Below are 13,756 nucleotides of genomic sequence, written 5' to 3' on the forward strand. Positions count from 1 at the left end.
CCACCACCGCTACCACCACCGAGCTCGACGCCGTGATCCTGTCGAGGTGAGCACCGGTGCGTCCGGTACGTCAGACGCGCGCCGCCGTGGCCGGGCCTGGTCAGCCGCCGGTCAGGAGCACTACGGCTCCGATGCCGAAGACCACCGCACCCACCTTGATGACTGGGCGAGACCACGACCGGCTCGCGAACAGGCTGACCAGCAGCGCAAGCAGGCTCACCACCATCAAGGTGTATCCGAGGGTGTACATCTTCACCTCATTCTGGGACGAGGCAGCCAAGGCTGCCGACAATGCCGGGACCGCAGGCCGAGAAGGCCAGTGTCAGACTGCGGTGTGGCTCGTGTGCTTCTTGCGTGACGCCATGCAACCAGAGATAGGAGCGCCTTCCGAGCGTGCTCATCTGCTGGTCGGCGCTCAAGACCGGGATCGTGGGGAGCCCGGGGAACAAGGGTGGCAGCATGGAGACGACCAGCACCCGACCCCCGGAGCCCGTCCGTGTCCTCTGCACAGCCCGCCGTCCACAGCCCCACCACCAGCACCGAGAGCAGCCCGACGCCCGTCCCGGTGACGAGCTCGGCGGGTCTCGGCGCCTTCGACGCCGACGACTTCCCGCCCCTCGGCGAAGCGGTCCTGCGCGGCCCGGACGGCTTCGACGCGTTCTGGCAGGTCGCCCGCGACGAGGCGCTCGTCGTCGACCCGCAGGCCGAGCGGGTGGAGGTGCTCTCCCGCGAGGACGGTCGGGTGGTGACGCGCGTCCGGTTCCGCACGACCGACGGCATCGAGCTCGGCGGCTGGCTCAGCGAGCCCGCCGAGGGTCCGGTGCGCCGCGTGGTCGTCCGGCTGCACGGCTACGGCGGCGCCGAGGGACCGCACGACCCCCTCGACCTCGCCGAGACCGCCGAGCTCACGCCGGTGCTGCGCGGGCTGCCGACCCTGGGGCTCGTCGACGGCATCCCCACCACCGGTGACCTGCACGTCCTCCACGGCATCGCGCACCGCGACACCTACGTCCACCGCGGGTGCGTCCAGGACGCCTGGGTCTCCCTGACCGCCGCGCTCCGGCTGGTCCCCGGCGCGCAGCGCGTCGACCTCACCGGGTCGAGCTTCGGCGGGGGCATCGGCGCGCTCGCCCTCCCGCTCGAGGACCGCGTCACCGCGGCCTGCCTCGACGTCCCGAGCTTCGGCAACCACCCGGCACGCCTCGAGACCCCGTGCGCCGGGAGCGGGGAGTCGGTGCGGCTCGCGGTCCTCGACGACCCGTCGGTGCGCGACGTCGTCGCGTACTTCGACGCGGCGACCGCCGCTGCCCGGGTCCGGCAGCCCGTGCTCGTCTCGGCAGCCCGGGTCGACCCGGTGGTGCCGCCCGTCGGACAGCTCTCGGTGTACTACGCCCTCGGCGGCCCGAGGTCCCTGCTCCTGCTCACGGCAGGACACTCCGAGTACCCGGAGCAGGAGCGCGAAGAACGCCTGATGCGCGCCGCGTACGCGGAGTGGCTGCGCACCGGTCCGCAGATCTGACGGCCAGCGACCACAGCTCCCTCCTCATGCTGAGAGGCCTTTCCGGATGACCACGATCGACGACCTGCGAGAGGTCGACCTTTCTCAGAAGTTCTTGTCCTACGACACGACGAACCGGAGGATCGACGACCTGGCCGCTCGCCTCGGGCGCCGCGGGATGGTCCCGAGGGTGCTTCGAGGGGGCGAGATGCGGACCGAGCCCGACCTCTTCCGGGAGACGGCCGCTGCGTTGCAGTTCCCGCTCTACTTCGGCAAGAACAGGGACGCCTTCCACGACGTGATCCAGGACCTGGACCTGGGCCCGGTGCGCGACGGGATCGTCATCATCGTCAGCGAGCCGGACAAGGTGCTCTGCGACAGCGAGCGCAAGGTCCTCCGCTGGTTCATCGAGGAGATGCGCGATGCCTGCGTCGTCTGGAACAGCCCGGTCGAGGAGGGGCAGTGGTGGGACCGACCACCTGTCCCGTTCCACGTGGTGATCGCGGCGCCGACCGGTGTGCTCGATTCGGTCGAGCAGCTCTGGGCGACGCTCGGCGCGGAGTTCGAGCGCCTCCAGCCCGACCCTGAGCCGGATCGGCAACAGCTAGACGGCTGAGGCGACCGCGTCGCCAGAGCGCACACCGCGGAGCACGTCGATGTCGGTCTGCAGGGCACCGAGGGCGGCGCTGACGTCGGGGTCGACGCCGGCTACGGTCGAGGTCACGTGCCGGAGCTCGGCCGACGCGGCGTCGAGAGCGGTGCGGGCGTCCTGGAGCGAGGCCTGGGCCGTCCACAACGAGAAGGCGTCGGCGGTGTCGACGGCCGTGATGGCCGACTGCGCCGCAGAGGTGGCGGCCTGCGCGGACATGATCGCGCTGTCGACCTGCACACGGACCGTGGCGGGGAGCGACAGGCTCACGACGGCGGCGAGCGTGATGTCACGGGTGACGACCTCGGTCTGGGAGCGGACCGGGACGATGGTGGCCGGTCGCACCTCGGCGTGCGCGGCGGTGCCCTGCACCAGAGGCAGGGTGAGCGCAAGGAGGCTGGCGGCTGCGATCCGCGTCGTCTTCGACGTCATGTCACGATTCTGCATCATCTTGCTGAGTGCCGCCTGGGACCACACCGAAGATTCACCATCTCGCCGGGTGATCCGGCGTCGTCGGGGGTCGTCGAGCCATCTCGGGCGAGAAGGTGCAGGTCACGTGAGAGATCGGCCTCGTAGGGCCAGATCCGCGTGCGGGCGTCGGTGGTCGTCGTTATCTTCGTGTGACACCCTTGCTCGGGGATTCCGACGGCGCTGACCCCCAGTGCTGCGGCGTGCCCGGCACAGCAGGACGAGGCAGGAAGACCATGATCGACACTCCCACAGGCACGCCCTTCGACCGGGCGACCTCCAGCATCACGAGCACCACCGACGACGGGGCCACCGTCGTCACCCTCGCGGGCGAGATCGACGCCGCGCTCCGCGACCAGGCCGGCGAGGCCATGGTCGCCGTCGTCCTCCACAACGCACCGGTCGTCATCGACGTCGGTGCGGTGTCCTTCATCGACTCCTCCGGCCTCGCCTTCCTGGTCCAGCTGCACCGCCTCTGCTCGGAGAGCGACCTGCCCCTCGAGCTGCTCGACCCCTCGGACAACCTGCTCGAGCTCATCGGCGTGCTCGGCATGGGTGACGAGTTCCAGGTCCGCCGGTCGGCGTCGTCCGACCTCGCGGCCGGGGCCTGAGCCCGCCGGTCCTCCCCGACGCGAGCCGTCCACAGGGGGCGCCACGTCGAGCTCGTCCCCACCTCGACGTGGCGCACCTGACCTGTCGGAGGTAGCCGATACCGTCGTGGCATGCGGATCCTGCACACCTCTGACTGGCACCTGGGCAGGACCCTGCACGGCGTCGACCTCCTCGACCACCAGGCCGCCTACCTCGACCACCTCGTCGAGCTCGTGCGCAGCGAGTCCGTCGACGCCGTGGTGGTGGCCGGCGACGTGTACGACCGCGCCATCCCCCCGGTCGAGGCCGTCACCTTGCTCTCGACCGCGCTCGCGCGCCTCGCCGAGATCACCCAGGTGGTGGTGACCCCCGGGAACCACGACTCGGCGACCCGCCTGGGCTTCGGCGCCGAGCTGTGGCGCGAGGGAGTCCACGTCCGGGCGCGGGTCGCCGACATCGGCCGACCGGTCGAGCTCGAGACGACCGACGGCGCCCCTGCCCTCGTCTACGCCCTGCCGTACCTCGACCCTGACGCGGCTCGCACTGTGCTCCGCGAGGAGGACGAGCCGCCGCTCGCCCGGTCGCACGAGGCCGTCACCGGAGCCGCGATGCGCCGGGTGCGCGCCGACCTCGCCGCTCGTGGTGCGACGGTGTCGGCCCGTCCGCGCTCGCTCGTGGTGGCGCACGCCTTCGTCGTCGGCGGCGAGGCCTCCGAGTCCGAGCGGGACATCCGCGTCGGCGGCGTCGACACCGTGCCGGCAGCCGTCCTCGAGGGTGTCGACTACGTCGCCCTCGGCCACCTGCACGGCGCGCAGCGCGTCGCGACGGGCGGCGGGACCGTAGGCCGGTACTCCGGCTCGCCCCTCGCGTACTCGTTCTCCGAGATGCGGCAGCGCAAGTCGACCGCCCTCGTCGACCTCGGGCCGGACGGTGTCGTCGGTGAGCCTCAGCTCGTCCCCGCTCCCGTACCCCGCCGCCTCAGCGAGGTGAGCGGGTCGCTCGACGACCTGCTCGGCGCAGCTGGCGAGGCGCACGTCGACGACTGGGTCCGCGTCACCGTCACCGACCCCGCGCGACCGCGTGAAATGAACGCACGGCTCAAGGCGCGCTTCCCGCACGTCCTGGCCATGGCGCACCGACCCCCTGAGCGGTCCGCCCGCGAGTCGCTCACCCTCGCCGTCACGACAGCGAGCGACCCGCTGGTCGTCGCCGCAGACTTCGTCGCGCACGTGACCGGGGCGCAGCCCGACGTCCGCGAGTCGGCGGCACTCCGGCACGCCTTCGAGACGGCCGCCGCGGCAGAGCGGAGCGCCTGACATGCAGCTGCACTCCATGACCCTCCAGGCGATCGGCCCCTTCGCCGGCCGTCACACCGTCGACTTCTCCGCGCTGGCCGCCTCCGGGATCTTTCTGCTCGAGGGCCCGACCGGCGCGGGCAAGTCCACCCTCATCGACGCCGTGGTCTTCGCCCTCTACGGCAAGGTGGCCTCCGCCGCGACGAGCGACGACAGGCTCCGGTCGGCCTACGCCGACGACTCGACCGACTCCTTCGTCGACCTCACCTTCGAGACCGCAGCAGGGGTGTTCCGGGTGCTGCGGACCCCCGAGCGCCAGCGCGCCAAGAAACGGGGCGAGGGCACGACCAAGCAGCAGGCGAGCGTCAAGCTCTGGCGCCTGCCGAGCGACGCTGTCGTCGCGGGCGCGGGGCTGGGCGAGCCCGGCGACGTCGGCGAGCTCCGCTCGACCCGCCTCGACGAGGTCGGGCTCGAGATCCAGCGCGCCGTCGGCCTCGACCGCGCCCAGTTCGTCCAGACGATCGTGCTGCCGCAGGGCGAGTTCGCCAGCTTCCTCCGGTCCAAGCCCGAGGACCGCAAGGGCCTCCTGCAGAAGGTCTTCGGCACCGAGCTCTACGACCGCGCCGAGGCCGCGCTCGTCACCATGCGCAAGACCGCCGACCAGCAGCTCAAGGCTGCCCGGTCAGCGGTACAGGTGTCCCTCGAGACCTTCCTCGCCACCTCGTCCCTCGACCCCGATGACGCCGAGGCGCTGCGGACCGCACCGCCCGAGCACGTCGGCAAGCTCGCCGCCGAGCACGCCCACGAGCTCACCGAGACCGCGCGGCACCTCGAGGTCGACGCGACCGCCGTCCGGCAGGTGCACGAGGCCCGGCGGCAGGCCGTCGACACCGGGCGACAGACGCTCGAGGTCGCCGCTCGACGGGATGCCCTGCGCCTCGAGGCCCAGCAGCTCGCCGCGTCCGCCGACGAGGTCGCCGCCCTCGGGGTGAGGCTCGACGCCGCGCGCCGGGCCAGCGTCGTCATGCCCACCCTCGACGCCGAGGCTGCCGCGCGTCGCGGGGTCGGCGAGGCGTCGCGCACCCTCGGCACCGCGCTCGACGCGGCGACCGGAGCCCTCGGAGAGCTCCCGTCGCTCGCCGGGCTGGCACTGCTCGACTGGTCCGAGCGCTCCGCAGCGCAGCCCGACGAGGCGCTCACCGCCGCACAGGACGCCGCCGCCGCAGACCGCTCCGCGCTCGAAGGACGCCGCGCGGCCGATGCCGCGCAGGTGGTCCTCCTCGCCCGGGTCGCCCGGCTCGAGGACGGCCTGCCCGCTCGTCGGGAACGACGTGAGCAGGCTGTCGTCGCCCTCGACGAGGCACGGACGGCGCTCGAGGCGTCGGCCGCCGAGATCACCGAGCGGCCCGCAGGCCGCGCAGCCCTCGAGTCCCAGCGCGACGAGGCCCGCGCGCTGGCGGCCCAGGCGGACATCTTCCGGGACCGCGAGCGACGCGCGCTCGCGACGACCGAGACCTTCGCCCGTCGCGACGCCTTGGCCCGGCAGCTCGAGGAGGCGACCGCAGAGCGTACCGAGGCCGCCGCGCTGGCGACGCGCGCCGTGGAGCACGAGCGCGAGCAGCGTCGGCGGTGGATCGAGGGGATCGCCGGCGAGCTGGCCGCCGACCTTGTCGACGGAGCCCCCTGCGCGGTGTGCGGGGCGACCGAGCACCCGGCCCCCGCAGAGCGCGGAGACGACCACGTCGGTCGGGAGGTCGTCGAGGCAGCCGAGGCCGCGCGCCAGACCGCCGAGAAGGCCCTCGCCGCAGCCGCAGAGACCGTGACCGGCCTCGTCGAGCGGGTCGCGGCGCAGGACACCCTGCTCGACGGCGCAGACCCCGAGGCTGTCGCGGCCGACCTCGTCGCAGCACGCACCGGTCTCCGCGAGGCCGAGACCGCTGCGGCGTCGGCTGTCGCCGCGGAGGGCGCCCTGTCGGCCTACGACGCCGAGACCGCGCGCCGCGAGGCCGCCCGGACCCGCCTCGCCGAGCAGGTCGCCGCCGACCAGGCGCGCCTCGAGCACGACGGCACGGCGATCGCGGCGGACGAGAAGGAGGTCGACCTCGCGCGCACCGAGCACCAGGACGTCGTCGGCACCGACGACGACGTGACCGTCGCGCAGGTGGTCACGGTCCTCGAGCGCCGGGTCGAGGCCGCCCGAGCGGTCCTCCACGCCTGCGACGCGGTCGACGCCGCGGTCCGGTCCCTCGCCCAGCGCGAGGGCGAGCGTGCCGACGCCCTCGAGCAGCACGACCTCGACTCTCCCCAGGCCGTCCGGGACGCCTGGCTCGACCGCCGCGAGCTCGTCGCCGTCGAGGCGCGGGTGTCGGAGCACCGGTCGGCCCAGGACCGCGTCGCCCGAGGCCTCGACGACCCCGCGGTCACCGCGCTCCCCGACGTCGTCGACGTCGACCTCGAGGCGCTCCGGACCGCCGCCGCCGAGGCCGAGGAGGCGGCCCAGCAGGTCAGCGCGCGAGCGGTGCTCGCCGCGCAGCGCGCCGCCGACATGGAGCGCGGCGCCCGCCAGCTCGCCGACGCCGTGGTCGCCCTCGACACGGTGCGCGACACGACCGAGTCCGTCATCCGCATGGCTGACCTGGCGACCGGTGCGTCCTCGGACAACGCGCGGTCGCTGACCCTCACGACCTTCGTGCTCATGCGCCGCTTCGAGGACGTGGTCGCCGCCGCGAACGAACGCCTCGTCACGATGTCCGACGGTCGCTACGAGCTGCTGCGCAGCGACGACAAGGAGGACGTCGGCACCCGCAAGACCGGGCTCGCCATGCGCGTCCTCGACCACAGCACCGAGACGGCCCGCGACCCGCGCACGCTCTCCGGCGGCGAGACCTTCTACGTCTCGCTGTGCCTCGCCCTCGGCATGGCCGACGTCGTCACCGCAGAGGCCGGGGGCATCGACCTCGGGACGCTGTTCGTCGACGAAGGCTTCGGGTCGCTCGACCCCGAGACCCTCGACGCGGTGCTCGCCGTCCTCGGAGGCCTGCGCGCCGGGGGACGCGTCGTCGGCGTGGTCTCCCACGTCGAGGCGCTCAAGCAGACCGTCGCTGACGGCATCAGCGTCCGACGGCTGCCCGACGGGTCCAGCACCCTCACGGTCCGCGCGGGCTAGACCGACGACCGGACACAGGTCCGCGAGCGTCCGTCCGGCGCTACATTGAGCCCCATGGCGATCATCTACCAGGCGACCCTCGTACCCAGCAAGGCCGAGATCGTCGCGTCCTGGCTCCCCACCCAGCCGTGGTTCGACGGGCCGGCAGACGTCGCGACCCCCGTCGCCGCGTACCGGTTCGACGACCCCGAGGGCGAGGTCGGCGTCGAGTCGCTCCTCCTCGACGTCCACGGCCGGCTCGTCCACGTGCCCCTGACCTACCGCGCCGCAGCGCTCCCCGGAGCAGAGCAGTGGCTGCTGGGCACCCTCGAGCACTCCGTGCTCGGCACCCGCTGGGTGTACGACGCCCAGGGCGACCCGGTCTACCGTGCCGAGCTCACGCGCGCGGTCCAGGAGGGCGACACCCAGGTGCCCATGATGGTCGAGACCCCCGACGGCCCCGTCGAGCGCGAGCCGAGCATCCACGTCCGCGGCAGCGGGAGCGACGGCCCCGCCGCCACCCGGCCCGACGGTGCCCGCGGGCCCGAGGACGTCGCCGTCGTGCGCTTCCCCTCGCCCGACGTCGAGGTGCCGACCGCAGGGACGCTCGTCGGGACCCTCGTGGGGCAGGACGACGAGCTGCTGCTCGCCTATCTGGTCTGACGGACAGGCGGCTCGGAGGGCAGGCGGTCGAGACGGCAGCCTGCGGATGCGAGCGCCTACCAGAGCCGGACAAGTCCGACTTCTCCACATGCTGGTACCGAGGTGCGAGGCCGACCGGTGACCCCTAGGGTTGCCGGGTCCTCAGCACACCCCACCGGATCGGAGACGCGACATGGCGCGCGCGAAGACCTCGACGGAACGCGAGCAGTGGTCCGGCCAGACCGGCTTCATCCTCGCGGCGATCGGCTCAGCCGTCGGCCTCGGCAACATCTGGCGCTTCCCCGGCGTCGCGTACGAGAACGGCGGGGGAGCGTTCCTCGTCCCGTACGTCATCGCGCTGCTGGTCATCGGCATCCCGGTGCTGTTCTTCGACTACGCGCTGGGCCACCGGTTCCGCGGGTCGGCCCCCACCGTCTTCCGACGCCTCACCCGTCGCGCCGAGGCGCTCGGCTGGTTCCAGGTCGGCATCTCGATCGTCATCATCCTGTACTACACGGTGATCATCGCGTGGGCGCTGAGCTTCGTCTGGTTCTCCGTCGAGCAGACCTGGGGCGACGACGCCGCAGGGTTCTTCACCAACGACTTCCTGCGGACCTCCGCCGAGCCGGGCATCGGCCTCGACGTCGTCCCCGGAGTCTTCTGGCCCCTCGTCGGGACCTGGGTCGTCACCCTCGGCATCCTCGCCCTCGGCGTGCAGAAGGGCCTCGAGCGCTCGAACGTCATCTTCCTGCCGCTGCTCGTGGTGCTCTTCGCGGCGCTCGTGGTCCGCGCGCTGTTCCTCGACGGCGCCACCGACGGGCTCAACGCCTTCTTCACGCCCGACTGGTCGGCCCTGCTGCACCCGGGCGTGTGGATCGCCGCCGTCGCGCACATCTTCTTCTCGCTGTCGATCGCCTTCGGCATCATGGTGACGTACTCGTCGTACCTCAAGCGACGCTCCAACCTCACCTCGTCGGGTCTCGTCGTCGCGTTCTCCAACTCGTCCTTCGAGATCCTCGCGGGCGTCGGGGTCTTCGCGACCCTCGGCTTCATGGCGCACCAGCAGGGCGTGGGCGTCGACGACCTCGAGGGCCTCACCGGGCCGACGCTCTCGTTCAGCACCTTCCCGCAGATCATCTCCGCGATGCCCGGCGGGTCGTTCTTCGGCGTGCTGTTCTTCCTGTCCCTGGCCGTCGCGGGCCTCACCTCGCTGCTCTCCCTGCTGCAGGTGGTCTCGGCCGCGTTCCAGGAGAAGTTCGGCTGGGACCCCCGCCAGGCCGCGCTGCGCGTCGGAGGGATCGCCGCCGTGATCTCGATCCTGCTCTTCTCGACGACCACCGCGCTGCACGTCCTCGACGTCCTCGACAAGTGGGCCAACGAGGTCGGGGTCATCACCTCGGCCGTCGTCATGACCGCCCTCGTGGCGTGGCGGCTGCGACTGCTGCCCCAGCTCCGGTGGCACCTCAACGCGGTGTCCTCCACGCGCATCGGCGTCTGGTGGGTCTACGTCGTCGGTGTCGTCGTGCCCCTCGTCATCGGCTACATGCTCGTCTCCGGGGTGTGGATGCTCATCACCGAGGGCTACGACGGCTACCCGCTGTGGTTCCGCCTCGTGTTCGGCTGGGGCGCGATCGCGTTCATGGTCGTCTTCGCGGTCATCATGACGAAGGTCCGCTGGGCCAAGGACCCGGACGACTTCGTCCCCTGGCCCCCGCTGCCCGAGGGCGGCCTCACCACGAAGGAGGTCCGCTCGTGACCACCACCGCGATCGTCGTCCTCGTGCTGTCCCTCGTGGTCGTCTGGGGTGGTCTCGTGCTGAGCATCCTCAACCTCCGCCGAGCCCCCCAGGACTCGACCGACCCCGACGTCCCGGCCGACACCGACGACCCTGGTCCCGGCGCCTGACACCCCGCACCACCCCGTGCTCTCCTGCTGGGCGTCTCTCGACGACCGGCGGGATCACGGGGTAGCGGGAGATCTGGTCAAGCAGCGCTGAGGATCGCGACCAGGAAGTCGGAGTCTGCTGCGTACGGCCGCAGGTCCCAGGTGGAGAAGGTCGCGTCCACCTGCAGCCCTGCGGTCTCGACGTCGGCGAAGAAGGCCTCCGGCAGGTAGCCGCGGGCGGTCCCGAAGCCGACGGCGACCCGGCCCTGCGGAGCCAGGTGCGCACGCATGCGGCTGAGCGCCGGAGCATGCGTGGCGTGGCCGAGGAAGGTCATCACGTTGCCCGCGCAGACGATCACGTCGAAGGGGTCGTCGATCCCGTGGGCCGCCAGGTCGAGCTCGGCGAGGTCGCCCACCACCCACGTGCCGTCCGGGTGGTCCTCTCTCGCCGCATCGATCAGCACCGGGTCGACGTCGACACCCACCGTGGTGTGGCCGACGGCCGTCAGCGCCGCCGCGACCCGGCCCGGTCCGCAGCCGGCGTCGAGGATGCGGGACCCGCGAGGCACCATCGCGTCGACGAACCGTGCCTCGCCCGCGAGGTCGGCGCCCTCGGCGGCCATCGTGCGCATCCGGGTCGCGTACCAGACGGAGTGCTCCGGGCGCTGGGCGACCATGTCCTCCCACAGGGACGGAGTACGCATGGGCGACGACCTTTCTTCGGGGCGAGCAGCACGCAGCGCGCGCCGGGTGCAGGACCAGTCGACCCTATCGGTGCCGACGGTCGCCAGGTCGGGACGGACGACCCAGACGTCGGTGGGTGGCCGAGCGCACCGGTCCGGACGACCGTGCACCCCCCCGTGCGGGAGCCCGTCGCCGGCCGTGCGGGGACCCGTCCTGCGCGGCTGCGCCCGTCCGAAGTCCGGATCGGCGAGATCCCGGCAGACTGTCACCATGACGACCGACCAGCCACCCGCCGCCGCGCCCCGCGCCCGCACGCCGCGCGACGTCCGCCGATGGCGCCGCAACCTCGCCGACGAGCGGGCCGAGGGAGCCGTGTACCGCGAGCTCGCGGCGCGTCGGTCGGGGGAGGAACGCGAGATCCTCGTGGCTCTCGCCACCGCCGAGCAGCGTCACGAGCAGCACTGGCTCGACCTCCTCGGCGACGACGTCGGCCGACCGCTGCGCGGCCAGTGGCGCACCCGCGTCCTCGCGGTCCTGGCACGACGCTTCGGCGGGGTGTTCGTGCTGGCCCTCGCCCAGCAGGCGGAGTCGCGCTCCACCTACGACGTGGACGTCGACGCGACCGCGGCGATGGCGGCCGACGAGCGCATCCACGGCGAGGTGGTGCGCGGGCTGGCGACCCGAGGGCGCACCCGCATCTCCGGGACCTTCCGGGCTGCGGTGTTCGGGGCGAACGACGGGCTGGTGTCCAACCTCGCCCTCATCCTCGGTGTCGGTGCGTCGGGTGTCGCGCCCGGGACCATCCTGCTCACCGGCCTCGCCGGGCTGTTCTCGGGGGCGCTGTCGATGGCGGCCGGCGAATACGTCTCCGTGCGATCGCAGCGCGAGCTGCTCGCGGCCTCCGACCCGAGCCCGGACGCGTCGGCGGCCATCGGGCACCTCGACGTCGACGCCAACGAGCTCGCCCTCGTCTACCGGGCGCGCGGGCTCGCCCCCGACGAGGCGCAGGCCCGCGCGGACGCGGCCCTCGCCGCCTCGTCGGCGTCGACCGAGATCGCCCCGTCGAGCGTCCCGGACGCGCACGAGGAGATCGGCACGGCGCTCGGGGCCGCGGCCTCGAGCTTCTGCTTCTTCGCGTCGGGCGCCCTGGTCCCGGTGCTGCCGTACCTCTTCGGTGTCGAGGGCTTTGCGGCGGTGGCGACCAGCGCCGTGCTCGTCGGGCTGTCGCTGTGCGTCACGGGCGCGATCGTCGGGGTGCTGTCCGGGGCGTCGCCGGTCCGGCGCGCCCTGCGCCAGCTCGCTATCGGCTTCGGTGCCGCGGCCGCGACCTACCTGCTCGGGCTGCTCTTCGGCGCGACCGTCGGCTGACCGGTCCGTCCTCCGCTCGCCGCCTCGACGAGGTCGGTCCACCGGGAGATCTTCACGCGGTCCCGTCCCTGTGGCTCCCCCAGGGCGCGCTCGGCCGCGTCGACGTGCAGCCAGCCCGACCAGCCCACCGGCGTGATGCCGCGGTCGCGCAGCAGGTCCTCGACCGCCGTCGGCCCCGGGTGCGTGCAGCGGGTGCTGGCCGCGCAGTCGGCGAGGACCGAGGCGACGGTCTCGGCGGCGTCGGACTTCGTCGACCCGATGAGCCCGACAGGGCCCCGCCGGGCCCAGCCGGTCACGTACCGGCCGGGGACCGCAGCGCCGTCCGCGTCGAGCACGCGACCCGCCCGGCTCGGCACGACCGCCCGCACCGGGTCGAAGGGCAGGCCAGGGACCGGGGCGCTGCGGTAGCCGACGGCCCGGTACACCGCCTGGACCGGGTACGTCTGGAAGGTCCCCGACCCGGAGACGTGCCCGAACCCGTCCGGGACGGTGCGCTCGGTGCGGATCCCTGTCACCGCGGTGGTGCCGAGGATCTCCGCGGGCGCCTCGTAGAAGTGCACGTGGAGCCGGCGCGCTGCTGGTGGCGTGGCCGGAGGGCGCGCAGACCACTCGGCGAAGGTCTCGGCGGTGAGCCGTCGCTGCGCGCTCTGGGCTGCGACCCGTCGGGCGTGGTCGTCGAGGACGACGTCGGCGGGGTCGACGACCACCTCGACGCCGGCCAGGTCGCCGAACTCGCGGAGCTCCTTGGCCGAGAACCGGGTCTCGGCCGGACCACGGCGGGCGAACAGGTGGACGGTCTGCACCTGGTTCGCGCGCAGCGCCGACCAGACCTCGTCGTGGACGTCGGTGGTGGCGAGCGCCTCGGGGTCCTTGACGAGCATGCGGGTGATGTCGAGCGCGACGTTCCCCGCGCCGACCACGGCCACGTCGCGCGCGTCGAGCGGCCAGCCGGCCGGCGCGTCGGGGTGCCCGTCGTACCAGGACACGAAGTCGGCCGCCCCGAAGGAGCCGGGGAGGTCGACCCCCGGGACGTCCAGCGCGGCATCCGTGCTGGCTCCCGTCGCCACGACGACGGCGTCGTAGCGTGCCGCGAGCTCGTCGACCGTGAGGTCCGCACCGATCTCGACGCCGGCGAAGAGACGGACGCCCGGCTGGTCGAGCACGGCGTGGAGCGCGTCGACGATCTTCTTGATCCGCGGGTGGTCCGGGGCGACGCCGTAGCGGACCAGGCCGAAGGGCGCGGGCAGCCGCTCGAAGAGGTCGACCGCGGTCCCGGGCGCCTGGGTCCGCAGGATGTCGGCGGCGTAGATCCCGGCGGGGCCGGCGCCGACGACCGCGACGTGCAGCCGCCGACCCTGTGGCGTCTGCGGCTGCGGCTGCGGCTGCGACGTCGGACGAGGCCGGGACTGCGGGACGGGCGGTGCGGCGACGGGCACGGGGCCTCCAGGTGTGGTGGTGAGGTCCTGGCGACGCTAGGACCTCAAGCGCGCTCGAGGTCAAGACGTGCCCGACGCCCGCGACCGCACCTTGAC

At 73.0% G+C, this 13,756-nt stretch carries 13 protein-coding genes; 9 read left to right on the forward strand and 4 right to left on the reverse strand.

Going from position 1 to position 13,756, the window contains the following annotated elements; translation table 11 throughout:
- Positions 1-100: 100 nt before the first annotated feature.
- Positions 101-250 (reverse strand): hypothetical protein, encoded by a 150-nt coding sequence (locus SKED_RS20195; protein ID WP_012865162.1) that lies wholly within the window; start codon positions 248-250, stop codon positions 101-103.
- Between the two features lie 246 nt (positions 251-496).
- On the opposite strand from SKED_RS20195, the gene SKED_RS00580 reads away from it, so the two are divergent.
- On the forward strand, positions 497-1,519 hold the full coding sequence (locus SKED_RS00580) for an acetylxylan esterase (RefSeq protein WP_012865163.1): 1,023 nt from the start codon (positions 497-499) through the stop codon (positions 1,517-1,519).
- 46 nt (positions 1,520-1,565) lie between these two features.
- A complete protein-coding gene (locus SKED_RS18760; RefSeq protein ID WP_012865164.1) occupies positions 1,566-2,114 on the forward strand; it encodes a barstar family protein in 549 nt (182 codons plus the stop codon).
- Here the strand turns inward: SKED_RS18760 and SKED_RS00590 are convergent.
- Positions 2,103-2,579, reverse strand: a complete 477-nt coding sequence (locus tag SKED_RS00590) for a hypothetical protein (protein WP_042437640.1) — start codon at positions 2,577-2,579, stop codon at positions 2,103-2,105. The two genes, SKED_RS18760 and SKED_RS00590, sit on opposite strands and share 12 nt — an antisense overlap.
- A gap of 272 nt (positions 2,580-2,851) precedes the next feature.
- On the opposite strand from SKED_RS00590, the gene SKED_RS00595 reads away from it, so the two are divergent.
- From SKED_RS00595 to SKED_RS20200, 6 genes are all read left to right on the forward strand, one after another.
- On the forward strand, positions 2,852-3,226 hold the full coding sequence (locus tag SKED_RS00595; protein WP_012865166.1) for an STAS domain-containing protein: 375 nt from the start codon (positions 2,852-2,854) through the stop codon (positions 3,224-3,226).
- Positions 3,227-3,337: 111 nt separating this feature from the next.
- On the forward strand, positions 3,338-4,522 hold the full coding sequence (locus SKED_RS00600; RefSeq protein ID WP_012865167.1) for an exonuclease SbcCD subunit D: 1,185 nt from the start codon (positions 3,338-3,340) through the stop codon (positions 4,520-4,522).
- A 1-nt stretch (position 4,523) separates the two neighbouring features.
- Positions 4,524-7,667 carry an AAA family ATPase gene (locus SKED_RS00605; protein ID WP_012865168.1) on the forward strand — a complete coding sequence of 1,048 codons (3,144 nt, stop codon included), beginning with the start codon at positions 4,524-4,526 and terminating at the stop codon, positions 7,665-7,667.
- A gap of 54 nt (positions 7,668-7,721) precedes the next feature.
- Positions 7,722-8,309 (forward strand): CG0192-related protein, encoded by a 588-nt coding sequence (locus tag SKED_RS00610; protein ID WP_012865169.1) that lies wholly within the window; start codon positions 7,722-7,724, stop codon positions 8,307-8,309.
- 172 nt (positions 8,310-8,481) lie between these two features.
- Positions 8,482-10,044, forward strand: coding sequence for a sodium-dependent transporter (locus SKED_RS00615; protein WP_012865170.1), 1,563 nt, complete (start codon positions 8,482-8,484; stop codon positions 10,042-10,044).
- Positions 10,041-10,193: a methionine/alanine import family NSS transporter small subunit gene (locus tag SKED_RS20200; protein ID WP_012865171.1), complete on the forward strand. Its 153-nt coding sequence runs from the start codon at positions 10,041-10,043 to the stop codon at positions 10,191-10,193. The genes SKED_RS00615 and SKED_RS20200 overlap by 4 nt, the downstream gene beginning before the upstream one ends.
- A 77-nt stretch (positions 10,194-10,270) precedes the next feature.
- On the opposite strand, the gene SKED_RS00620 is transcribed toward SKED_RS20200, so the two are convergent.
- Positions 10,271-10,876, reverse strand: a complete 606-nt coding sequence (locus SKED_RS00620) for a class I SAM-dependent methyltransferase (RefSeq protein WP_012865172.1) — start codon at positions 10,874-10,876, stop codon at positions 10,271-10,273.
- A 250-nt stretch (positions 10,877-11,126) separates the two neighbouring features.
- Here SKED_RS00620 and SKED_RS00625 point away from each other — a divergent pair, with 250 nt between their 5' ends.
- Positions 11,127-12,224: a VIT1/CCC1 transporter family protein gene (locus tag SKED_RS00625; protein WP_012865173.1), complete on the forward strand. Its 1,098-nt coding sequence runs from the start codon at positions 11,127-11,129 to the stop codon at positions 12,222-12,224.
- Here SKED_RS00625 and SKED_RS00630 read toward each other — a convergent pair.
- On the reverse strand, positions 12,185-13,660 hold the full coding sequence (locus tag SKED_RS00630) for an FAD-dependent oxidoreductase (RefSeq protein ID WP_012865174.1): 1,476 nt from the start codon (positions 13,658-13,660) through the stop codon (positions 12,185-12,187). The two genes, SKED_RS00625 and SKED_RS00630, sit on opposite strands and share 40 nt — an antisense overlap.
- Positions 13,661-13,756 lie beyond the last annotated feature (96 nt).

It is taken from the genome of Sanguibacter keddieii DSM 10542, assembly GCF_000024925.1.
Taxonomy (GTDB): domain Bacteria; phylum Actinomycetota; class Actinomycetes; order Actinomycetales; family Cellulomonadaceae; genus Sanguibacter; species Sanguibacter keddieii.